The 22,535-nt window shown below is 68.5% G+C and carries 23 protein-coding genes; 16 read left to right on the top strand and 7 right to left on the bottom strand.

Going from position 1 to position 22,535, the window contains the following annotated elements:
- Positions 1-152: 152 nt before the first annotated feature.
- From SCNRRL3882_RS14445 to SCNRRL3882_RS14430, 5 genes are all read right to left on the bottom strand, one after another.
- Positions 153-980: a hypothetical protein gene (locus tag SCNRRL3882_RS14445; RefSeq protein WP_158688455.1), complete on the bottom strand. Its 828-nt coding sequence runs from the start codon at positions 978-980 to the stop codon at positions 153-155.
- Positions 981-1,289: 309 nt separating this feature from the next.
- Positions 1,290-1,541, bottom strand: coding sequence for a hypothetical protein (locus tag SCNRRL3882_RS41725; protein WP_231911124.1), 252 nt, complete (start codon positions 1,539-1,541; stop codon positions 1,290-1,292).
- Positions 1,496-2,383 carry an AAA family ATPase gene (locus SCNRRL3882_RS14440; RefSeq protein ID WP_231911123.1) on the bottom strand — a complete coding sequence of 296 codons (888 nt, stop codon included), beginning with the start codon at positions 2,381-2,383 and terminating at the stop codon, positions 1,496-1,498. Before SCNRRL3882_RS14440 ends, SCNRRL3882_RS41725 begins: the two co-directional genes overlap by 46 nt.
- Positions 2,380-4,407: a Mu transposase C-terminal domain-containing protein gene (locus SCNRRL3882_RS14435; protein ID WP_010045817.1), complete on the bottom strand. Its 2,028-nt coding sequence runs from the start codon at positions 4,405-4,407 to the stop codon at positions 2,380-2,382. Before SCNRRL3882_RS14435 ends, SCNRRL3882_RS14440 begins: the two co-directional genes overlap by 4 nt.
- Complete coding sequence (locus SCNRRL3882_RS14430; protein ID WP_173937215.1) at positions 4,407-4,553, bottom strand: hypothetical protein; 147 nt, start codon at positions 4,551-4,553, stop codon at positions 4,407-4,409. The genes SCNRRL3882_RS14435 and SCNRRL3882_RS14430 overlap by 1 nt, the downstream gene beginning before the upstream one ends.
- Positions 4,554-4,688: 135 nt before the next feature.
- Here SCNRRL3882_RS14430 and SCNRRL3882_RS14425 point away from each other — a divergent pair, with 135 nt between their 5' ends.
- The 10 genes from SCNRRL3882_RS14425 (at position 4,689) to SCNRRL3882_RS14385 (ending at position 15,869) form a co-directional block, all read left to right on the top strand.
- Positions 4,689-5,255, top strand: a complete 567-nt coding sequence (locus SCNRRL3882_RS14425; protein ID WP_010045821.1) for a hypothetical protein — start codon at positions 4,689-4,691, stop codon at positions 5,253-5,255.
- Positions 5,252-6,265, top strand: coding sequence for a hypothetical protein (locus SCNRRL3882_RS14420; protein ID WP_010045823.1), 1,014 nt, complete (start codon positions 5,252-5,254; stop codon positions 6,263-6,265). The genes SCNRRL3882_RS14425 and SCNRRL3882_RS14420 overlap by 4 nt, the downstream gene beginning before the upstream one ends.
- A gap of 640 nt (positions 6,266-6,905) precedes the next feature.
- Entirely contained in the window at positions 6,906-7,340 is a 435-nt protein-coding gene (locus SCNRRL3882_RS40770) for a hypothetical protein (protein ID WP_158688456.1), read from the top strand.
- Positions 7,337-8,167, top strand: coding sequence for a hypothetical protein (locus SCNRRL3882_RS14415; RefSeq protein WP_010045826.1), 831 nt, complete (start codon positions 7,337-7,339; stop codon positions 8,165-8,167). Before SCNRRL3882_RS40770 ends, SCNRRL3882_RS14415 begins: the two co-directional genes overlap by 4 nt.
- Positions 8,168-8,598: 431 nt before the next feature.
- Positions 8,599-9,918: a hypothetical protein gene (locus SCNRRL3882_RS14410; RefSeq protein WP_010045828.1), complete on the top strand. Its 1,320-nt coding sequence runs from the start codon at positions 8,599-8,601 to the stop codon at positions 9,916-9,918.
- A 566-nt stretch (positions 9,919-10,484) separates the two neighbouring features.
- Positions 10,485-12,836, top strand: coding sequence for a Tox-REase-5 domain-containing protein (locus tag SCNRRL3882_RS14405; RefSeq protein WP_010045829.1), 2,352 nt, complete (start codon positions 10,485-10,487; stop codon positions 12,834-12,836).
- An 18-nt stretch (positions 12,837-12,854) separates the two neighbouring features.
- Entirely contained in the window at positions 12,855-13,583 is a 729-nt protein-coding gene (locus SCNRRL3882_RS14400; RefSeq protein WP_231911122.1) for a hypothetical protein, read from the top strand.
- Positions 13,584-13,694: 111 nt separating this feature from the next.
- The gene (locus SCNRRL3882_RS14395; RefSeq protein ID WP_010045831.1) at positions 13,695-14,138 is read left to right on the top strand and encodes a hypothetical protein; all 444 of its coding nucleotides are present in this window, start codon (positions 13,695-13,697) and stop codon (positions 14,136-14,138) included.
- Between the two features lie 453 nt (positions 14,139-14,591).
- Entirely contained in the window at positions 14,592-15,134 is a 543-nt protein-coding gene (locus SCNRRL3882_RS14390; protein ID WP_010045836.1) for a hypothetical protein, read from the top strand.
- A 12-nt stretch (positions 15,135-15,146) separates the two neighbouring features.
- Entirely contained in the window at positions 15,147-15,869 is a 723-nt protein-coding gene (locus SCNRRL3882_RS14385) for a hypothetical protein (protein WP_010045837.1), read from the top strand.
- A 284-nt stretch (positions 15,870-16,153) separates the two neighbouring features.
- Here SCNRRL3882_RS14385 and SCNRRL3882_RS14380 read toward each other — a convergent pair whose 3' ends face one another.
- On the bottom strand, positions 16,154-16,522 hold the full coding sequence (locus SCNRRL3882_RS14380) for a DUF192 domain-containing protein (protein WP_010045839.1): 369 nt from the start codon (positions 16,520-16,522) through the stop codon (positions 16,154-16,156).
- Between the two features lie 328 nt (positions 16,523-16,850).
- On the opposite strand from SCNRRL3882_RS14380, the gene SCNRRL3882_RS14375 reads away from it, so the two are divergent.
- The 6 genes from SCNRRL3882_RS14375 (at position 16,851) to SCNRRL3882_RS14350 (ending at position 20,979) form a co-directional block, all read left to right on the top strand.
- A complete protein-coding gene (locus SCNRRL3882_RS14375) occupies positions 16,851-17,510 on the top strand; it encodes a hypothetical protein (RefSeq protein WP_010045840.1) in 660 nt (219 codons plus the stop codon).
- Positions 17,511-17,581: 71 nt separating this feature from the next.
- Positions 17,582-18,535: a hypothetical protein gene (locus tag SCNRRL3882_RS14370; protein ID WP_010045841.1), complete on the top strand. Its 954-nt coding sequence runs from the start codon at positions 17,582-17,584 to the stop codon at positions 18,533-18,535.
- A gap of 40 nt (positions 18,536-18,575) precedes the next feature.
- Positions 18,576-18,854 carry a hypothetical protein gene (locus SCNRRL3882_RS14365; RefSeq protein WP_010045843.1) on the top strand — a complete coding sequence of 93 codons (279 nt, stop codon included), beginning with the start codon at positions 18,576-18,578 and terminating at the stop codon, positions 18,852-18,854.
- Positions 18,851-19,609, top strand: a complete 759-nt coding sequence (locus SCNRRL3882_RS14360; RefSeq protein ID WP_010045844.1) for a putative T7SS-secreted protein — start codon at positions 18,851-18,853, stop codon at positions 19,607-19,609. The genes SCNRRL3882_RS14365 and SCNRRL3882_RS14360 overlap by 4 nt, the downstream gene beginning before the upstream one ends.
- Before the next feature lie 125 nt (positions 19,610-19,734).
- Positions 19,735-20,190, top strand: a complete 456-nt coding sequence (locus SCNRRL3882_RS14355) for a GNAT family N-acetyltransferase (protein WP_040904044.1) — start codon at positions 19,735-19,737, stop codon at positions 20,188-20,190.
- A gap of 3 nt (positions 20,191-20,193) precedes the next feature.
- Entirely contained in the window at positions 20,194-20,979 is a 786-nt protein-coding gene (locus tag SCNRRL3882_RS14350; protein WP_010045846.1) for a class I SAM-dependent methyltransferase, read from the top strand.
- Positions 20,980-21,002: 23 nt separating this feature from the next.
- Here the strand turns inward: SCNRRL3882_RS14350 and SCNRRL3882_RS14345 are convergent, their stop codons facing one another.
- On the bottom strand, positions 21,003-22,217 hold the full coding sequence (locus tag SCNRRL3882_RS14345; protein ID WP_010045847.1) for a winged helix DNA-binding domain-containing protein: 1,215 nt from the start codon (positions 22,215-22,217) through the stop codon (positions 21,003-21,005).
- Positions 22,218-22,535: the final 318 nt, after the last annotated feature.

The following is a 22,535-nucleotide window of genomic DNA, read 5'->3' as shown; positions in this document are numbered from 1 at the left end:
GTCGGTCATCCGATCCTGCTCTGGTGCAACACTCAGGCGCCCCGGAGCTCTGGATACTTGTCCCCAAGGTCCGCAGTCACGTGCCCGCATCGGTTATCGGCCGCGGATGCCTGCTGCGTCGGCTTGTGCCTTGGCTTGTGCGGCGCGGATTTTCAGGAGGTAGTCGCCCAGTTCGGCTCTCTCACGGGCTGTTTCTGCCTGGATGTCTTCGTCGACGCGTGTGCTGTGCCAGATGGCGCCGTCGATCCGTTCGTAGTCCGGTCGCCACTCGCGCGTGATGACGGGTCTGATGTGCTTGTGGCCGAGCAGGGTGGCCCCGACCCTGCGTTTGCGGCGCTTTTCTCGTCCCGTCGGGACTGGGCCCTGTGGAGTGGTGGGGGAGAGCCCGTCGCTCTCGCGGGTGAGTAGGTCCGTAGGGGCTGGGAGGGTGGGCGCCAGGAGTCGGTGTTGCTCCAGTGCCCTATGGCGTCGCCGAATACGGAGGCGTCGTCGTAGGGGTAGGTGATGTGGGTGCTGATCTCCTGGAGGAAGCGCTCCCGCTCCCGTGGTGATCGCGCGTCCGCGACGCGGCGCCAGTAGGGTGAAGCGATGATGACGGCCAGGCTCACGGCCTCGGGGTGGACGGCGGCGAACAGCTTGGATGTGCTGTACGAGCCGTACATGAGGGCCTCGTCGTCCTCCGGTATCAAGACCCGCGTGCGGGCGTCCCAGGTGTGCCAGATGTGGTCGGGGCCGCGTTGCTTGGGGTGGTCGTCGGCGGAGTTCCAGATGTGTCCGCAGAAGCTGAAGGCGGTCAGCACCGCGTCGAACGTCAACGGCACACCACGGCGGTGCAGGAGGCGAAGGTGCCGGCGCTGGGCGTGGACGATGTCGGGCAGTTCGCTCAGGTCGGCCGCGGGCCAGTCCGCGTCCGGAGGGCCGATCCAGGTGCGGTGACGCAGGCAGACGTAGCGGTGGTGGGGCAGGAGCCGGAGCACCACGCCGCCGGGGTGCCGGGCGTCGCAGAGGCGGCAGCCGGTCTGCGGGGTGTGGCGGAACATCCGCCAGTCCGCTGCGGATCGCGCAGCTCAGGCATGGCTCCGGCGAGTGCGTGAACACTGCGGCCGGTGAGGGTGGCGAGCCGCTTGGAGACGACCACGCGGCGCATACCGTGGGACTTCTCCCGTTGGGTGACCTGGACCCAGAGGTCGCTGACGTCCAGGCCATGAAGGTTGGCGAGACGTCTGATGTAGGAACGGGGATTTCGTGCCGGGCGGGAGGCACGGGATCGGGAAGACGGCGCAGGAGCATCAGGCCGCGTGCCTCCGACGGGTGGTGCGCTTGGCAGGGGTGGTGCGTTTCTCGGACTGTTCGGCGGCGTAGTCGACCGGCACGAGCGTGAGGAGTTCTTCGGTGATGCGTTCACTGCCGTCCTCGATGGCGAGGACCGCCGCGCCGCGGATGAGCTGGGACAGGCTGCCGATCATGCTGCCGGTGCGGTGGAAGAGGAACTCGCTCAGCCCGGTGAGCGTTCCCGGGCGGTGCTCGCGCAGCCGGAGCATGGACTCCAGGGTGCCCACCAGCGCTCGCCACTCCTCCTGCTCCATCGCGGTCGCATGGGAGAACGGCGTGGCCGGGACGACGACGAACCGTCCTGCGATCTGACGCCCCCGGGTGCCGGCGAACAGCCCCGCCGATTCGATGTCGATGCCCGCGTAGGCGAACGTGGCGGCAGGCGTTCGGCGAAGTACTTCAGCTGGTCGGAGGCTTCGGCGCCGGACCGGGTGGCCAGGTTGAGGTTGTGCAGCTCGTCGACGAGAACCAGGTCGACGTGGACATGGGCGGCGGTCGCGCAGACTGCGTCCACAATATCGGTGACATTCGCCCGGCTGGGGAAGGCCAGCCCGAAGAACCGGGCGAACTCCATCGCCAGCATCTTCGGGGTCGCTGCGGGCGGAACGGTGACGTAGACGACCGGCAGCCGGTTCACGTCGCGGGGATACCGCTTGCGGACGGCCAGTTCATGGGCTCGGCCCAACTGGGTCAGGGCAGTCGTCTTACCGGTGCCGGAGGAACCGGAGAGGAACACGCCGCGACGGGCGGAGATCTGGTTGCGGTTGAGCTGGATCAGCAGCCGCGAGGTGGCGACGACCTTGCGGATGGTCGGGGTGTTCACCATCGGCAGGTCCGCGTGGTACTCCCGGAGACGCTCCTGCTCGCGCACGCGCTCGCGCGGGGTCAGTGCCGTCCATTCGGCCGCCGTCAGCAACCGGGGCGGGATCGGCTCGTGCCCGACGAAACGGCCCCACCCTTCCTTTGTGATCAGCGGATTGTCCGGCGGCGCCGAATCGCCACCATCGAGCTCCTGGGTACCGGCCGGGGAGGTCGTCTTACGCTTGCTCATATCCATCTTTCAGCTTCGGCATGGGCGTCGAAGACGCCGAAATCCGCCACCGGCACCGGAGACAATGCCTCAGGCTCCGGTTCGGGCTCCGTCTCGGTCTCGGGCGCCGTGGCCTGCGCACGGACGGCGGCAGCGACGCGGGTGCGTCCAGCCACCTTGGCCGACCGGGTGTCTGGGCCGTGCTCGCCGCGGGTGAGCAGCTCGTCCAGAACGCGTGCGACCGCGGCCTCATTGGTGTCGTCCAGTCCGGCCTCGGCGGCCAGGCGGCGGGCATGCTGCCAGGTGAAGTCGGCGAACGGCCCGTTCACCAGCGGCAGGTGCACCCAGGGGACCGTGATCCAGCCCTGTTGCGTGCGTACGAACACCTGCGACAGGTCGTAGGGGTCGTAGTGCACCTCCCACAGCCCGCGTTTGGCGGTGATGCCGGAGTGCTGACGCCGGTACGGCCCCAGCTCGGCGCAGTCGTAGGTGCGGTAGCTGATCCGGATGCCGTAGTCGTTGACCGCCCGCCAGGCCACCGGCAACAACTCCAGGTAGTCCTCACCGCGCAGCACGAGCGGCAGGTAGCCGCAGGCCGCGACCAGCGAGGCGTACTTGTCGTTCGGCGACACCGACTTCTTCGGACGGAACGGATCGCGCAGACTGTCGTGCGGTCTGGCCTGCCACCCGGCCAGGATCCACTCGTCCAACAGTTCCTGAAGGTCAGGGATCGTCCACACCGCCCGCTCCTCGACCCGATCGCCGCGACGCGAGACGTTCGGGCCCGTGTAGCCGGCCAGATGCTGCACGAACAATGTGTTGATCGCCGAGAACGTCGCCTCCACGATCGCCTTGTCGGTCGGCGTGCGCGGACGAGCCCGCTGCACCGAGATCCCGAGCCGGTCACAGGCCCGGATGAACGTGTCGGAGATGAACACCTTCCCGCCGTCGATGACGACCGTGTCCGGCACGATCACCGGTCGCGCGGCGGCCTGCTCCATCCGCGTATCCACGTCCAGCAGCCGCCGGTGCGGCATCCGCGACGCCGCCATCCGCAACGAACCCGACCAGCCCGGCCGCATCGGCTCCGGCACCAGCATCCGCGCCAGCAGCAGCGAGGCGTCCACCGCCTTGGTGCCCACTGGTCGCAGCACCGCCGCGCAGATCGTCCGCGTCGCGACATCGACCGCGATCGTCAGATCCGCGCGGACCGTCAGCCCGGAGTCGAGTACCACCATCACATCCAGCGAGGTGGAGTCGATCTGTACTTGTTCGCCCGGCCTGTCCGCGAACGTCGGGGTGAACGGACCCTGCGGGCGGTTCGCGGTCTGCCTGCGCGTGACCGCCGAGCCGAAGGTGTGTCGGCCAGTGGAGAGCGCGTCGATGAGCTTGTAGAAGGTGTTCTTGCTCGGAAGCGGCACCACCCCCTCACCGTGCGTGGCCTCCACCATCTTGACCACCCGGCGGATCAGCCTCGGCCGCGTCCCCGTCGAAGCGGACGTCTCCGCGTCCAGAGCCTCCCGGATCGCCGCCACCAGACGGGCATCCGCGCGTCCCGTCGCCTCCGACATCCGCACGGCCCGCTGGTCGACCAGCCCCCACGACCCCTGCTGGGCGTAGCGCGCCCGCCGGCCCTGCACCGTACGCAGGCTCATCCCCAGCTCGTCCGCCTTCGCCTGTGCCCGCTCCACCAGCGACCACGACGCCGGGTCGTACTCGGGCCGCGGGAACGTGCCCGGCTCGGCACCGGGCGGCAGCCCCGTCTCGACCTCCACGACATGGCGCTCCCACTCGCGTGCCGCATCCCGCACCGGATCCGGCAACGACGCCAGCAGCCCAGGCGGCTCCAGCCCGGGCAGCGGCTCCGTCCCGGTGACCGAGAAGTCCGGCGCCGCCATCAGGAACGAGGCCAGCACCACAGACTCGGTCCCGTCTTCCGAGCGAAGCCGTACCGACGTCCCGGCCAAGGCGACGACCTGGTGGTCGCCCCCGTCATAGGCGATCCAGTCACCCGGCCGCAGCACGGAGACATCACGTCCCGCCATCACAGATCCCTCCCCAACGAGACAACCGATTCCACGTGCAGCGGCACGGACACGTCCACCACCAGCTCGTGCGTCCACAGCAGATGGAACAACACCGGCAGCACCGCGACCGGATCTCCGACCAGCAAGGCGGCGGCCGACGCCATCGCGGATGTTTCGGAGCTGATGGACCAAAAGAACATCGATCCCCTCAGCCGGGGAAAGCTGGGGGCCAAGGTGCTGAACTCCCAGGACAAGGACAAGCTTGCGGAGAACTTGCCGAGGCGAACACCACCAAGCGCGTGGCGCAGACCGAGGCGGCAGACGGCAGCACGGTGTACTCGTCGGTCGGCGAGGAGGCCAAACTGACGAAGCTCCCGGACGGCCTGGGCGGCGAGATCGACCTCTCTGGGATCCCGGACGCCGACGTGGCCTACCGCGGCAAGGACGGCAAGGTCCATGTCGCGGAGGTCAAGAACCGAGGAAACGCGACAACTCAGGCATCTCTGCCTGCCCAGGCAGAACGGTTGGGCAACTGGCAGAAGGCGGCGCCGGGCCGTGTGGCCCGCTACGAAATCGCCACCACCAAGGACTGGCAGAAGATCTTCGACAAGTTCCAGTACAAGAAGCAGACCAAGTCTCAGAAGGCCGCAAACGAGCCGAAGGTACGCCCCGACGGTACGCCCGCGTCGGAGATGGCCAAGCACGGCGTGGGAGCGCGCATCGCCGGCCAGGACGTGTCCCCCGCGCAGCTGAAGGCGATGGACGACGCCTGGAACGCCAAAAGCGATACCGAAAAGTACGAGGCCATCCACTCCGGCAAGATGAAGGACCCGAAGACAGCGATGCAGTACTTGGGGGTCTCATGACCGACGATCAGCAGGCTGCCGAGATCCTCGGGGAGCTGGCGGCAGCGATGGCCGATGCTCCGCCGAGCACCGAGGGCTACTGGACCTCCGAAGAGTTGCACGGACTCTACGAGCGTTTTGAGAGGGAGCCTGACCTTCCGCTTACTGACGGGCAGCGGCGGCTCTTCATCGCCCACCGTGCCCGTAGGGCGGCTTCGTCCCGCATCCGTGGTCTGCTGTCTTCTCTGAAGGAAGCCGCCGAGCGCGGCCGAGTGACGGCCACCGCTGAGGCAGCCGTTCTTGCCGAGGCGTGTGTGCGCGCCGGACTCGCGGCGCACGACGCGATCAGCCTCCTGTTCCAACTGGGTGTGCCGTACGGCGAGCAGGCGCTGGCACGACTGGTGCCTGACACGCGTGTGAACGAGGGAGATCGACGCTGGGGCCGCTGGTGGCTGAGGCGTCTACGTGAGCCGAAGTATCAGGCGATGGCTGGCCGTCCTGTCGGGGACGAGGAGCTGTTGCTGCCAGAGGTGGTTCGAGACCTGACCTTCGGTTGGCATGGTGGCTGGGAGATCGAGGAGGAACCGAAGCAGGAGCGCTTCGCTCAAGCCCGCGCTGTTCTCGAAGCCCTTCTGCCCAGCATGAGGCTGCCGTTTCCGGAGCCCGTTCCCGAGTGGGAGGGGGACTGGGACGAGGATGAGGATGAGCGCCCCGATTGGCTGGAGATCCGTATGGTTCTGCGAGATCTGATGCCTGATACCAGGCTCGTCACCCGAGAGCGCATGGCCGAGGGCTGGTATGAGTGCAAGCAGCTGGGGCTGGATGTGCAAGACGAAGGGCCTGAAGAGTTCAGCGACCGGTGGGCCGCGCGCATCGGTGCCTGGACCGCGGAAGCAATTCTCTCCTGGCTTTGGCAAGAGGACCACTTCGCCCCCTGGGCCCTGGACCTCGCCACGCGCTACATCGACCGGAACGTCGCCGTGGCCGAAGCGACACGCTTGCTGTCCGAGGCGGCGCAGGGCAACGCTTGAAGTCGTGACAGTGCGGCTCGTTATCTGGGGGGCATGACGTACGACGAGGATCACGCGGAGACTCAGGAGGACCGCACAGCTGCGCTCCTCGGAGAGTTGGAGGCGGCGATCTCACCATGGACTTCGTCAGCGACCCGGTCGGCTGCGTATGGGACCGGGTCAACTCGCCCGGAGAACGCCGGCTCGGCCACGCGCAAGGCGGACTTCGCCGATCAGGTCGAGAGGCTCAAGAAGTGGGCGGGCAAGGAGCCGGGCACCGGAAGCGCGAGGAATTCCGAGCGTCCGCCTCCGCCCTCAGCTTGCCCGGCGCCGACTCGCCCCCCAGCGCCCGCCGGATGGTGGCGATCACCGTCGCGGGGGAGTGGAACACCTCCTCCGCGGTGAACCGCAGCACGATCCGCACCTCGGAAAGCGGCCGACGTCGCGACGGTGGTCTTCGCGCCGCCCGTGATACGCGTAGCCCTCGAGCTCGACGCCGACACCCTCCGTTCAAGAAGCTGGCCGAGGTCGGTGAATCCTTCGACAAGGCAGCGGACGCGGCCAAGCAGCAGGCCCAGGACGCTCGCAAGCAGGCCGACGAGGCCGACAAGGCCGCCGACGAGGCGGAGAACAAGAACGCCAGCAATAAGCCGGCCACCGAGTGGCAGGCCACAGACGATGTTCCCGGTCCGGCGGCTGGGAAGAAGCTGAGGTTCCCCGACAAGCGGCACACCGTAGCGGAGCGGGCAGCGGTCAGGTCAAGGAACGCAACACCGTCATCCTCCGAGGTAACGAGGATCTGGTCCGCGCGGACATCGAGGCAATAGCGAAGGGGCGTGCCAAGCTGCTGCCGGACAAGAACACGTACGAGATCAACGGACGGACGTATCGAGTAGAGGACACCGGAACCGTCTTTCCGGTCTCCCGCCCTGCCTTGGTCGACATGGACCGCATTGAATACGCTGCTCTGAAGGAGATCGTGCGGAACAAGGGTGATCTCAGCAAATCGCAGCAACTGCAGCGCGATCCGAAGTTCGTCAAGAATCCGGACAAGGTCGCGAAGGCCAAGCCGGTATATGACGGGACGTACAAGTGATCGCGAATCTTTTCACCGTCGCGGAATCAGAGCCGTCGCGGCTCCGCGGGGCGCTGGCTCATTTGCTGTCCGTGACGCGCGAAGCGGTCGACGTCGCTGACACGGACGGTGAACAGGAAGCGCGTCGCTGGGACTCACCTGTTCTGTGCACGTACCGCGTGCTGCCGCCCGGTGACCTGGCGCTGGAGCTCGACATCTACGTCGACGACGAGACGGCGGGAGCTCTCAGTGAGGCGGACTTGGCACAAGGGCTCGCGGTCCGTACGACGACCTCGGTCCTCTACCCCTCGATGGACATCGACCTGGACTCCGCATACTGGGTCGCGGTGCCGGATGGACGAGTCGTGAGATGCCGACTGGAGGCGATCGACTCCGACGAGGACACGAGATACCGGGTCGACGCGGTGGAGGAGAAGGTGCCCGATCTCCCTCGCGCGAAGGTGGAGTGGCTCCCCGAAGCTCTCGAATACGAGCCTATGGGGACGCCTCTCTCCGATGCCTTCCTGGCCACGTATCCGACGGACACGGCGGCGAGCGTCGAAGGGCGTGTCCACTACAGCCTGCGCGTGTGGGAGAGGCTGGTGCGCCGGTTGGAGTCCGACTGGAGCCCTTCTGGCCGGTACCGGGAAGACCTCTTCCGGCGTGATCTGGAGGCCCGGGACACTTTGGCGCGTCTCGTGCGCGAGGTCGACGACGTATACGCCGGCGGCCTGCGATCCTCTGTGACGCGATTGGACGGCATCTTCCGTGCATGCACCGAACCCGGGAATGAGGAGAAGACCGAGCGCTGGTGGTGGTGTCGGCGTCCAAGGAGTGTTCCATGGTGAGCCCACGAGGACGAGAAGGAGCGCGGCACGTCCTTGGAGGTCTCGGCCGACGGACACTGGGAGATGACAGTCGACCTTCTGGACCTGCAATTGGGGCGGGACGACGAGGCGTGGGGGTGTCTCTTCAACTTCGGCGGGACGGAGGGTGCAGATCATTCCTCGTCCGAGATATCTACTGGGGCTCCACGCTCAGGGAAGAGAGCTCTGACAGGCTACACACTCCGGACGTCAAAGAGGGCTGACCACGACATGCAATCACGGGCCCAATGAAGGTGCCGGAGTTCGGAGAAGGGCTCCCACGGCGCGTGTCCAGTGCCGACTCTATCCAATGCGGCCGCTGAGTGCCCTAGTGGCTGGTCCTTGACCCCGACCCCGGCCACTTCGCAGACTCAGCCCTCGAGCTTGCTGGGCGCGCAAACGGAGGGCGACTCGTGGATACCTACCTGCTGCCCGCCGCCATGCGCGAGCTGCCACCGCCCTGGCACGATCTGACATACCGCAGGTCTCAGGCTCTGGAGGAACTTGCCCCTACGGAGGAGGACCGTGAGCAGGCTCGGTACGTGCTGCGCGCGTGCCTGCCCGACCGACGGCAGAGTGTGCACGACTGGGACGAGGAACTACGGGACTCCTACGACGACCGCGATGACCACACCTTGGACGAGGCAGACGCCTGGCTGACCCGAACCATGCCGACTACCTCCCAGGTCACTCGGGAGCGAGTGGTGCAGGTGGTCGGAGCCTGGGCTGACATGGGCATCCCCACGGTGCCTGAGCAACCGACTGAACATCGGGTCGACAGGGTGGCGGCGGAATGGGCCGCCTCGGTGCGCCAGGCGCTGGCGTACGACGCCTTCGCTTTCATCGAGCGTGCAACCACCGCCGGATTGCCGGACGATGCGGAGGCTGAAGACGCCGCGCTGCTCGCAGCAGCGTTCGTGCGGGTCGGCGTGGCGGTCGAGGCGGCGGTGCGCATGCTTGTCTCGCTGGGCCGTCCGCGCGGCGAACAGGCCCTGCGGGAGCTCGTAAACGACGACGAGGTCCGGGACGTCCGCCCCTATGTGCGTTCCCGGCTTCTCGGGCTGCGCCGTTCGGTGTACGAGGTTCGGGCCCGGGAAGTCACCCCCGACGAGGAGCCGCTGCTGCCCGAAGGGCTGCAGGGCCTTCCCCATTCCTGGCAGAACGACTTCGGCTGGGGCGCGGCCGCGCCGGATTCCCACAGTCTCGTGCAGGCGCGTTCAGCACTGGAGGCGTGTCTGACTGTCGAGCCGGTGCCGGATGACGCGCAGATGTGGAGTGACGCTCTGGCGGACTGCAGTGCCATCGCCGAGGTGGTGCGCGCCCTGATGCCGTACCCACGGCTGGTCACTCGCGAGCGAATGAGGGAGGCGTGGCGCGAGTGCCAGTCGTTGGGCTTCGAATTTCACGGCATGGACGCCGAGGCCTTCGCCAACGTCTGGTGTACGAAGATCGCTGAACGGGTCACCGCAGCCGTCTTCCGCTGGCTCGCTGACCTCCCGCAAGGCGGCGGAACGGCAGGCGAAGAGGAACCGGCTGTTCTGTCGGCGACGGCCCTCTGGGCTGCGGAGCTCGCCGAGCGGTGCGCCCGGTGCGGCAACGCGGTGCAGGAGGCCATCTGGTTCCTCCACCGCACGGATGACGTGCCGGACAGCCGTGAAGCCCTGGCGCGACTGGCCTTCGACCCGAGCCTGCCGGTCACTACGAGGAACGCCGCGCAGGAGTGGGCGCCATGACGCCCTACACCCGGTGCTGACCGCAGAAGGTGCACGACGGGGCGTACAAGGATCGGTAACGCTCTTCAGCGGCTCCTCCGGGTGATGCCGGCGGTAACCGTGACTCCTCCACGGTTCGCGGAAGACGCTCCCGACGAGGGCACGGTGCAAGTGCTCGGCGAACTCGCGGTCCGGGTCTGCCCTTCACCCCCTCCGCAGAGGTCTACGTGTCGCTGCGCTAGGGGGAATCCGCCCTGCGCGTGATCTGAACGACGGCCACCCGCGTCACACGAATCACCCCTGGCGGCTGCCTGCGACACCAGGCGCGCGAGCCGGGCGGCGGGACGCGCATGTGGGCCGTGCTTCCGCACCACGGCGCTCGGGCCTACGCACGCGGCGGCGGCGTACTCGAGCGACAAGTCCCGCCATTTGGGCCCCGTTTTGGGGCCACGGGCCCATCCCGTCCCGCCGGCCCCTTCCTACCCTCGGGCCGTGTCGTAGAGCGAAGGTGGGGGGACATGGCCTCGATCGGGGGAGCGCCGGAGTTCGGGGCCGGGGGGCCGTCGGGGCCTGGCGGGCGGAGGGACATGCCGCGCTCGCTCGCGACGGCGCTGGTCCTCGTCCACACCCTCTTCGCGGTCACGGTCGTCGGCGGCCTCGGCCTCCTGCTCACCGCGGCCTCGTACGACGCCCTGGACGGCGGCGTGCTCGCCCTGACGGCCTACGCCGCCGCCCCAGGAGCAGTCGGCTGGTGGTTGGCCCGGCGTACCTGGGAGGGCGGAGCCAGGATCAGGGGTGGGCTGATCGCCGTACAGATCTGGCTGATCCTCGGCTCGATATCCAGCATCACCGACGGATCACCGCGCGGCTACACCCAGCTCTTCCTCCCCGCGTTGATCCTCTACTTCCTCACCCGCGGGGACAGCCGCGACTGGTACCGCCTCCCCGAGTCGGCCAGGGCCGAACGCCGCCCCTTCTCCCTGGCCCGGATGATCCGCTGGCGCCGGGACGAGGGCCAGACGGCGGTGGAGTACACGGGACTGGTGGCCGTGGTCGCGGCGATCATCGTCGCTCTGCTGGTCAGCGGCCTGGGGACGCAGATATCCACCGGCATTCAGTCGGCGGTGTGCAAGGTCACGGGCACGGGGTGCCCGGCGGAAACAGGAAACGGCGGCGAGGAGGTTCAGGCCGGCGACGGCGCGGACGGGACCGACGGTGACGGCGCAGCCGGCCAGGGCCAGGGCGGCCAGGGCCAGGGCGGCCAGGGCCAGAGCGGTCGGGGCCAGGGCGGTCAGGCCGAGGCCGGCCAAGGCGCCGAGGACGGCGGATCCGCTGACGGCGGCACCGGGAGCGGCGGCACAGACAACGGCGCTACCGGGAACGACGGCGCCGGCGGAAACGGGCCTGGCGGAGCCGATTCCGCAGGCCAGGACACCCCCGGGTCCGGCTCGGGCGGCCAAGTCGGCGGGGAGGGCGTAGAGAACGGCTCCGCCTCGCAGGGCCGCGAGGACACCAGCGTCTCGTACCCCGAGGAGACCGACGAGGAGAAGAACGACGCAGCTGAGGACGAGCCCGGATGGGAAGAGGACGAGCAGGCCGCTGGGGACAGCGGTGACGAAGGCGGCGACGACGGCTGCACCTCCGGCGTCGGGGCCTTCTTCGGCTGTGTGGGGGACCAGTTCAAGCAGGTGGGGCAGGGCCTGTTCGTCGACGGCATCTGGGGTGACGTCACCGGCATCTGGGACACGGTCACCAACCCGGGTGAGGCGTGGGAGGGCCTGAAGGACTACGGCAGTTCTCTGGGCGACCAGTGGTCCGAGGACGCCAAGGACGCGGGCGAGAAGTGGGAGAACGGCGACTACCTCGACGCGCTCACCGACTGGGGCGGCGCGTCGTGGAACACGGGTGTCAAGGTCCTGGACGACACGTTCGTGGGCGACGAGGTCCGCGACCAGTGGAACAACGGCGAGAAGACCCGTGCGGTCACCAACGTCGCCTGGAACGTCGGCTCGCTCTTCATCCCCGGCTACGGCGAAGCCAAGATCGTTCAGAAACTTGGCAAACTCGGCAAGCTGGGCAAACTCGGCAAGTTCACCGAGAACGCCGCGAAGGCGGCGGAGGACGCCAAGAAGGCGGCCAAGGCCGGTGACGCCGACGCCGCCGCGAAGGCGGCGAAGGAGGCCGACGAGGCGGCGGACGCAGCCGAGGAGAGGGCGAGGAAATCCGGCTGCACCATTGCTTCCGCTCCCGGCCGCCGTGTCCCGTACGGCGACGTCCCGGGTCTGACCGGGTCCGCCGGCGGCGGCACCACGGTCCTCGCCGCCGGCGGGTCCCGCTCCCCCTATGTCGTGCTGGCCGAAGGCGGCTGCGACGAAGAGGCCAGGAAACAGGCGGAGGAAGCCCGCAAGCAGGCCGAGGCGGCCCAGAAGGCCGAGAAGGAGGCCAAGAAGGAAGAAAGCCGCAAGAAGGTCGCCAAGTGGAAGAAGCCGTCCTGGTACAACGACCTGAAGAACCCGCGGAAGGGCTCCAAGGACGGCGGCGACGGCCAGTGGAAGGCCAAGAAGGCGGTGGCGTACTGGCCGAAGACAGAGGTGTGGATGCGCTACCAGGAGCAGGTCTCCAAGGTGAAGCGCGGCAAGGAGTACGCCGTCAAGGACCCGAAGACCGGCAGGGATGTCGACTTCGACGGCTGGGACTCGTCACGGCAGACTTACGTCGAGGCGAAGTTCGGCTACGGCGACAAGGTGCGGGCGGACGGCACGCTCGAACCCGCTCAGGCGAACAAGTTCGTCGAGCAGGCGCGGCGGCAACTGAGTGCGGCGAACGGGAAGCCGGTCGAGTGGAACTTCTCCAACGAGGCGGTGGCCGAGGCGGCGGAGGAAGCCTTCGACGAAGCTGGTATCGAGGTGGTCGTCAAGCACACGCCGTGGGAGAAGTGAGAGGCAGGAGTGCGGATCGTGAGTGCAGTGACGGTTGCTGTGCACTGGTGGGTCAGGCCCGAGACACCGCAGCAGCAGGCGGAACGCTGGCTGGATCTCCTCGCTCGACTGACGGAACTCTCCGACGGCGAGCTGACGGAGTGGCGTTGGGACGTGGACGATGACGCCCCCGGCCCGCTGGTGCCCCGGAGCTCGGGGGAGTTCGCGACGGCGCTCCAGGCGGCAAACACGCATGACGACGCCGACATCATCGGTTGGACAGCCCACGTGGTCGGACGCCGCCAGGACGGTGGCTACGTCCAGGTGTGGATCTCGGCGGGCGGCACGAACGAGCACAGTCCGTTCTTCGCGATCGTGAAACTCTTCCCTGGGCCCGGGGCACCGGAACCTCCGCTCGCGGGCCGTGTCGCCGAGACGCTCGCCGCGCTCGCGGGGGCCTGGGACCCGGACACCGGCCTTGCCTACAATCGTGAGCTGTTCAAGATCGTAAAGGCGACCTACGGCCTGCCGGCCTCCGCGCCCCGCTGTGGCTGGTCGGTCCACCTCTCCGAGAACCGCGCCGCGCGCGTCCCCGGCGACTTCGTGGCCCGGCGGCTGCCCACCGAGCACGGCGGCATCGTCCTGGACCTTGCGGCGAACCCCGGCGAGACTCCGGCCACCGAAACAGTCCTCGCAGCCCACAGGACCCTCGCCGAGAGCGGCGCCCTGGAACCCATGCCCGTACCGGCGACGGTCGCCAAGCTGTGATGAGAACCAGCGCGACGGCGATGTGTCCATGATCATCGCGACTGTCGTCAGTGACGGCCCGATCGCCGAGCAGGAGGCAGCGGTGAACGACGAAAGATCGAGTGCCCTTCAGTGAGCGTGCAGCAGTACATCGCCCGAATCGACGAACTCCTGGCCCGCCCCCTGACCGGCGGCGACACCTACCACCTCGTGACCCTGCGCGAGAGCCGCGACTTCGCTCCGCCGAACGACGACTGGGACGAACTCGTGCGGATCAGCGAGGAGTTCGAGGGAGAGCTGAAAGACCTGGCAGCGGCGTTGGACGCCCGGTGGGGTCCGCACGCGTCCATGTCCATGGAGGAATACGCCTACGCCTTCCTGGACCCGGACGACGACGAACTCCCGCCCTTCTTCCGGGAACTGTGCGATTGCGGATACTTCGGCGACCTCCTGTACTGGCGGGTCGGCGACCGGCTGGTCGCTGCGAGCGTCGGCCATGAGGACAAAGAGGAGCCGGTAGTGCTGTTCGCCGGGGTAACCGGTTCCGCGGACGGGTTCCCCGAAGACGCCCAGTGATCGGGAACCTCTTCACCGTCGCGGAGCTGGACCCGGAGAGTCTGCGAGGAGCCCTGGCGGACGTGCTGGCACTGCCGGACCGGGGCGGCTACCTGGCCGACGCGGACGGAGACCAGAGAAGCTCCGTCCTCCACTCGCCGGAACCCGGCCTGTCGAGCGCCTACTGGGTCGCTGTGCCTGACGGACGCTCCGTCAGATGCCGTCTGGAGCGGTCGGTAGCGATGAGGACACGGCTTGCCGCGTGGACGCACGCGGCTGGGGAAGAACAGCGACGGGGTCTGGCAGACCACGCGTATCGTTGCCCGAAGTGAAGCGGAGCGCGCTCGGAGGCCTCGGGGTCCAACGCGGATGGCCCGAATCGGTGAACGGCACGCAATAGGGCAAGGCTGACCAGACTCCACGGTGTGGAGTGACCAGGAAGGCACGTCGGAGCACAGCACACGGGGGAACACCATGGCCGGGACGGAAGCACGCGTACTGGGCAGAACCGGAGTCGTACTCGCCGCACTGATCGTCCTGACGGCGGCGGCCGGCTGCGGAAGCGGCTCGGACGAGCCCGCGAAGGCGTCGTCCGCACCCGGTGAGCGGCCGTCAAAGGCCGATCCCCCGAGACGACCCGAGCCCACGCCCAAGCCCTCGGTATCGGTTGCGGACGGCCATGACATCACCGCCTGCGCGGACGGCAACTGCGAGATCGCGGTCTCCGAGCCGGTGAAGATCCCCTTCAAGGGTCCGCGCGGCCCGGCCACCCTGTCCGTCACCGAGGTCGGCCCGAACACCGTCGCGTACACGGTGAAGTCGGGCAACGGCCAGTCCAAGGGCAGCGTGAGCGGCCCGGGGCAGGGCTGCATCACCGTCCTCCGCAGCAACGGCAGCGGAAACTCGTGCGGTGGCCTCGGAGACGCCGCGCGGCCGAGTCCCCAGCCGGACGCGGTGGTGATCCAGGCGGCGGCAGGGGAGGACGGTACGGCTGTCCTCCAGCTCGTGTCGGACTGAGGACCGACAGGGATGAGCGAGTCGGACAGGGAACCGAATGCCGAGGAAATGTGGGACCCGCAGGTGGAGCGGTGGCGCGATCCGGAGGGTGACCACGTCCTGCCCCACGCGCTGCGGTCCCTCCCCCAGCCGTGGGACGAGTGTGACTGGAGCCGGATCGCGGAACTGCCCCGCACCGACGAGCGACTGGACGAAGCCCGGCGGGTGATGACCGTAGTCCTGGACGACCCGGAACTGGCTCCCAACGTTCCTCAGCCACCGTCGCCCGGCCTGTTGTGGCACGTGTGGGAGGAGTTCCACCAAGCTGTCGGGAAGAGCATGCCCCGCACGAGCGACGTGACATGGTCCGGTGTGGACGAGCTGGTGCGCGCGTGGCAGAGCCGACCGCAGCCTTGTGCGCTGCAGTCGCACGTCGTACGGCATGTCGAAGCGGCGATGCTGGCCATGATCCCGTCACTGCGGGACGACATCGCCGACTCGGTCTTCCGCTGGCTGGCTCTCGATCCTGACCCGGGCCGCTTGGCCGACTGGGCGGTGGGACTGGCGGAGCGTTGCGTGAGCGCGGACATCGGTGCCGACTCGGCCATCGACCTGCTGGGGGCGATGGGCGGCCCAGAGGCCAGGGCGGCACTGGAGCGCCTGTCGGGGAAGCCGGACGGTCCGGCGAGTTGGGAGAACGCGGAAGCGGCACAGGGCATGCTCTTCGACCGGTGGAGCGACGGGACCTACCGATGAGCTACGACCTGCTGTCGGCCGGGCCGCCGGTTCCGCCCACGTCGCTCGGGCGAGGCCCTGGCGGAGGCCGTGGAAGCCCTGGTCAACGAGGCACCGGCTGAGCCGGAACTCGCTCGGCGCCTGGCCATGGCGTTGGGGCGTTCCCGTTCTACTGGCTGGCGACCTCGTCAGCAGCGTGCGTCCGCGCCCGGCTGTGTGCGTCGGACGACGAACCAGGTAGTGCCCGGCCCGTCGCGCCGAGGGCGAAGCCGACTCGGGCCGGCGTGGAAGGGAACGGGCCTTCGCTACGTGATGACCTCGACCAGCGCACCGTCCCGTACCCCCCACCCCGCCATCGCCCCTGCCTCGGCCTCCACCACATGCCGGGCACGCAGTCGCGGCATACCCAACCGCCCCGGCCGCATGGTCCGTACGGCGATGACGCGAAGGTCACGATCGAGATAGGCGACATCGATCGGCATCCGCATCCGGAAGGTGTGCACGCTGTTGGCGGGGGAGAGCAGGATCGCCCCGTCGACGGAGTCCCGCCCCAACAGACCCTTCGTCCGGGCGCGATAGGAGGTGGCGATCTCCAAAGGAACAGTGGCAGACGGCCCTTCACCACCCCCGTGCACGACCAACTCCCCGCGTCCGTCCCGCCAGCGCCGCCCCATGCCCGCCCACCTCCGACCGTGCGTGCCACCTGACCACCGGCTGTCCGAACACCGAACCTAGCCGCAGAGGCGTAGGTCCCACATGGGCCCACGGGCCCATGCCCCCGGCCTCCTTTGCTGGTTCATGACTGAAACGCCCGGCACCGACAGCGCCCCTGACGGATGGAATGGCGCGTTATGCAACCGTTACGGCTGAAACTGATCGACGAATCGCCGATTCCTCCCCATACACCCCGCCCGTTGACAACCTTCACCCTGGTGCGGCTCTACACCGCTGTATAGCTTTGGTTCGCTCAAGAGAAGCCTCGCCTCTTACCGGGAGCCGACCGTGAACCGCCGCCCCACCCTCCTCGCAGCGCTCACGCTGACCGCCGCCGCGGCCCTGACGCTGTCCGCGTGCGGGAGCGATGACAGCTCCAAGAGCAAGGACAGCGACAAGATCGCGGGAGCCGACACGGGAAGCGAGAGTTCGGCCTCTCCCACTGCATCCGGCCCGGCCTCCGCCGAACGTCCGAAGATCGACCCGCCGTCCGACCTTTCCTACACCTTCGACTGGCCCAAGACCGGGGACAAGGAGAAGGACGCGATCCTGTCGGACAGCGAGCAGTCCATCAAGGCTGTGGACTTGGCGATCGTCAACCAGAACGCGCTCGACAAGCCGTACCTCTACTACTACGAGGGCGAAGCCGCCGCCACCACGCAGAAGTTCATTCAGAACTACGTCGATCACGAGGCCGCCATCACCGGCGCCTACCGCTTCTACGCCCCCCAAGTAGCAGTCGACAAGGACGGAACGGCGTCCCTCAGCTACTGCGAGGACCAGGGCAAGGCGTATGTGAAGTACATCAAGACCGACAAGGTCAAGAAGACGAAGGTCACGGCCAAGAGCTATGTCATCTACCACACGTCGCTCAAGAAGAACGACAAGGGTGTCTGGACGATCCAGAAGATCGTTTCGCAGAGCGGGAGTCCCAAGTGCCAGCCCTGACGCGTCCGTCGCCGACGCTCTCGACGCTGGTCATAGCCGGCGCGTGCTGGTCCCTCCTTGTTTTCCCCGGCGTGGCCCACGCTGACGACACGCTGGGTGACGGCACGCAGGGCACCGAGCAGGGGGCCAACGCCGGTAAGGACGGCACCCTTTCCGTCACCGCAGGCGGCGTCGTCTTCGACCGTTCCAAGAATGGCAGCGGCAACTCCGCAGGCGCGCTGACGTCGGCCACGTCCTGGACGCCTCCGCCCTGCTGGTACGCCCCCAAGTACACCCCCGAGCAGCTGCAGAAAACCCTGGAGCCGATCTGGGATGCCGGTTCGACCGGCTACGAGTGGGACGCCGAGCAGCGCAACCGCTACGTCAAGGGACACCCGTACAAGGACTTCAACAAGGACAAGACCGGCAAGGGCTACTTCTGGGACTCGTACGTCGACGAGGACTTTCCCCCTGGGTGGGATTCCTGCAAGGAGCCCCCTTTCTGGGTGGACCTCGGTGACCCGCCGCCCGCCGGCATCGAGAACGCCGTCACCCCGGAGATCCTCGCCGAACTCGCCTACGCCGAGATCCGCGTCCCCAGCACCGAGGTGACCCTGGCCCCCGCCGAGGCGACCAAGGTCAACCTGCCGACCTGGGCCTGGCTGGACGCCGCCGAGTTCAAGCCGGTCTCCGTCACCGCGTCCGTACCGGTGCTCGGCATCCAGGCGACCGCGACGGCCGAACCGGTGTCGCTCAGGATCGAACCGGGCACCAAGGACGCCGTGACCTACCCGGCCTCCGGCGTCTGCGAAATCAACAACGGCCGCATCGGCGAGCCGTACGCCAAGGGCAAGGCGGACCAGACCCCGCCCTGCGGAGTGAAGTACCTGCGCTCCTCGGGCGACGGCACGTTCCCGCTCCAGGCCACCGTCACCTGGGAGATCCAGTGGACCGGCACCGGCGGCGCGGGCGGTGACCTCCCCGACGGCTCCTTCGGCGCCACGCAGAACGTGGCCGTGCAGGAGGTCCAGGCCGTCAACCGCTGACGAGCGGCTGGCCGTTGACGACGATGAGCTCGCGCACTTCATGAAGTTGCTGCGGAAATCGGGCAGTTCCCTGAAGGGACTGCACAAGGCGTTGAGTGACGCCTCGGTGACCGGACTGGGCACGGACGACCTGGACGCCGCGTGCCAGAGCTTCCAGGAGGACTGGAAGTACGGAACCGAGCAGATCGGCGAGCAGACCGAGGACCTCGCCAAGATCATCGGTCAGAGCAAGGACAGCTACAACGAGGTGGACAAGGCGCTGGAGGAGGCGCTGAAGAAGGCCCGGAACGGCAAGGGCGGGTCGGCGGGTTCGAAATGACGTACACCGCTGGTTCCGAGCGCCCCGGCACTGCTGCCGATCCCCGGTACAACGCGGACCTCGACAAGCCGCAAGGCCTCCAGTCGGGCAGGCGCATCCCGAACCCCGACTACCCGCACCTGGGTTTCTATCCCGGGCCGGGCAGCACGGACACGGTTCGCGAGCTGCACAAGAAGCTCGCGAACTGCACCAAGGTCCTGGAGGAAAGCCACGGCCCGGTCACCAAGTTGATGGACGGCAGCTACTGGAAGGGAGACGCGGCCGTCGCCTTCCGGGAGGAACTGGACGGCGGGACGCTGCCCCTCAACCTCAAGAACGCCGCCCACTCCATCCGCAAGGCCGCCAGACAGTTGGATCGCTGGGAGGGCGAACTCGACGACTTCCAGCGCCGCGCCCAGCGCCTGGAAAAGGACGCGAAGGACGCCCGAGCAGTCCTGGACGCCGCGAAGGGCCGTGCGAGCAAGGCCGAGAACGCCCCGGGCCTGGAGAAGAAGGGCGCTCGCCACGACAACGCCCAGAAGGCGCTCACCCACGCGAACACCGCGGTGGAAGAGGCCCAGGCCGAACTCGACAAGATCCTCGGCAAGGCGAAGAGTCTTACCGAGGAGCACGAGCAGAAGGCCCGGTACCGCACCGGCAAGATCGGCGACGCCACAGCGTTTCTCCCGAAGCACTGGAGCGGGCCCGCCGTGCCGGAGCCCGTGTCTCCACCTGACTGGCCCAAGGGACCATCCGTACAGATCACGCGTGTGTGACGACCCGACCCCGAGGATCTCGTGCGGTTCGCCGCCGAGGACGTACGGCCGCTCGTTCCGTGGGGCCCCCGGGCGCGACGGCTTCCGCGGAGCCGTTGTCAGTGCCCGGTGCCACACTCATCGGCATGACTGTCGAAGACGTACGGCTGCGTGATGTCGTGGAAGACGATCTCGAAGCGTTCTGTGCCTACGAGCAGGATCCCGAGGCAGCCCGGCGATCGAGGTTCACGCCCCGGCCGCGGGAGGCCTTCATGACGCACTGGAAGGAGCGGGTCCTCGGGGACGACACCAACTTCGTGCAGACCGTGACCGTGGACGGTGCCGTCGCCGGCAACGTCGTCGCCTGGTGGGACGGGGACCGCCGCTTCCTGGGGTACTGGCTCGGCCGCGCGTACTGGGGGCGCGGCATCGGCAGCCGGGCTCTGGAACTCTTCCTGGAGCGGGAGAAGAACCGGCCCCTGCACGCCGACCCCTTCAGCGGTAACACCGGTTCCGTACGTCTCCTCGAGAAGCACGGCTTCCGTCCCGCCGGCACCGTCCAGTACGGAGAGAACGAGCATGTCCTGCTCGTTCTGGCGTAACAGGTGCACCGCTCTTTCGAGGACCTCGTCGCCGAAGGCGCCTCCGTCCCCACCGAAGGCTGGGACTTCTCCTGGTTCGAGGGGAGGGCCACCGAGGCGCGGCCCTCCTGGGGGTACGCGACGTCGACGGCCACGCGGCTGGGACGGGCGAGTGCCGTGCTCGACATCCAGACCGGCGGCGGGGAAGTGCTGGACTTCGCTCTCGCCAGTGCCCCGAAGCGGCCCCTGCTCACCGTCGCCACCGAGGGCTGGCCACCGAACGTCGCCAAGGCGACCGCCCTGCTCCGTCCGCGCGGGGTCGCGGTCGTCGCCGCACCCGAGGACGCCCCGCTGCCCTTCGCCGACGCCGCCTTCGACCTGGTCGTGAGCCGGCATCCCGTCCGTCCGCACTGGGACGAGATCGCCCGCGTCCTCCAGCCCGGAGGGACGTACTTCGCCCAGCACGTGGGGCCGGCCAGTGTCTTCGAGCTCGTCGAGCACTTCCTCGGACCCCAGCCCGCCGAGGTGCGTGCAGGTCGTCACCCCGAGCGCGAGCGGGCCGACGCCGAGGCCGCGGGGCTCGACGTCGTCGGTCTGCGGGCCGAGCGGCTCCGCATGGAGTTCCACGACATCGGCGCGGTCGTGCACTTCCTGCGGAAGGTGGTGTGGATGGTGCCCGGCTTCACCGTCGCGGCGTACGAGCCGCAGCTCCGTGCGTTGCATCGGAGGATCCAGGACGAAGGGCCCTTCGTGGCCCACAGCACCCGCCACCTCTTCGACGTACGCAAGCCGGGACCCCACCGGCTCTGATCAGGCACACACCACAAGCGTGCTCACGCATGCGGGCCCACCCTGACCGCCCCCACCACCACCTCCGCCTTCGTCTCCAGCACTTCACCCACCCGCTCCGCCTGCTCAGCCAGCTCCCGTTCCTGCCGTGCCGTCAGCCGGACGAGTGGCTCGACCGTGACGGTCGTACGACGGCCCTGGCGCCGCTGGTGCCAGACGCCCGCCACCACACCGTCGACCAGCAGCACGGGATAGTTGCCCGCCTGGCCGCCCGCCAGGGCACGCTCGTAGGCCGCACCGGGGAACAGCCGTTCGCGGGGCTGCGCGGCGATGACGTAGGCGTCGAAGTACGGCAGCAGCCGCACCCCCCGCACGGGTTCGTCGGGGAAGTCGGTGTCACCCGCGGCCACCCACGCCCGCGTGCCCTCGAAGTCGACCTCCTCGATGCCGCCCGCCGCGGCCAGCTCCCGGAACACGGTTCCGGCCCAGCCGGTCGGCGCCGCCAGCCACTTCGCGAAGTGCTGCGGGGTCGCCGGCCCATACGCATACAGATAACGACGTACGAACGTCCCCAACGCCTCACCGGTGCCCAACGCCTCGCCCCTCCCCGACGCCCCCGACGCCCCGTCCGTGCCCCCGGCCGCCCCCGTGACCGTCGGCCGCGTGTACGTCGCCTTCCGGCCGCGGTTCGGGCCGAAGCACAGCGTGCCCGCCCAGCCCGCCCGGTGCAGCACCTGCCGCCAGCGTGGCCACAGGTCCTGGAAGGCCGGCATCACGCGGTCGCCGGCCCACGGGCCCGTCCGCGCGACGATCTCCTCGGTCAGTTCGTCGAGCGTCAGGCACGCGCCATCGAGCGCCTCCCCGATCGCGGCCACGACCTGGGCGGCCTGTTCCTCGGTGAGCCGCACGTCGGGCGGCATGGGGCTCGGCCGGGTCGGGATCGCGGTCAACGCGGCCGACCAGAGGGGGAGTTCCCGCGCCGGAAGGAGATGTACCGTTCCGCGCGGGCCGTACGTCTTGACCAGCGACCCTTCGCCCCAGAGTGCCGTCCGGACGTCCGCCCGCGTCAGCTCGGACGTCCGCATGCCCACCGACACCTCGGCCGCCGACAGCACCTGCGCGTGCGCCCCCATCATCGCCCCGACCACCTCGGCGACCGACGTCCCGCCCCCGGCCGGCTCGTCCGGAGCGGCCAGGAACTGCCGCTCGGTCCGTCGTGCGCTCGCCGCGTCCCACGTGATCCTCGAGATCGTCGTCATGGCACGACGCTAGACGCCATAGCGGACAGGAACTGACCTAAATCTCTTCCTGGGTCACCCCTTTCGCCCACTCCCCTTGCGCATCTCCTGCCGAGGGTTTTCACATCGTTATCGCCTGTGGCTCGCCTCCGCGTCGCGATTCGCGTAAGTTCAGACCAAGGTAATTCGCGTGAGCAAACCACGCTGCGCGGGCGGTACCGCGCAGTGGAGGGGGCTGCGCGGTGCCAGGGCCTCGGGATCGAGGCGTTTGCGGGGTCAAGCGGGCGTTCACGGCCGGCGTCACCCGCCGGGGGGATGCGGGGGGCAAGCCGGCGAAGG

The organism is Streptomyces chartreusis NRRL 3882 (assembly GCF_900236475.1).
In the GTDB taxonomy this organism is placed as follows: Bacteria; Actinomycetota; Actinomycetes; order Streptomycetales; family Streptomycetaceae; genus Streptomyces; species Streptomyces chartreusis_D.
This window is presented reverse-complemented; position numbering and strand designations above follow the sequence as displayed.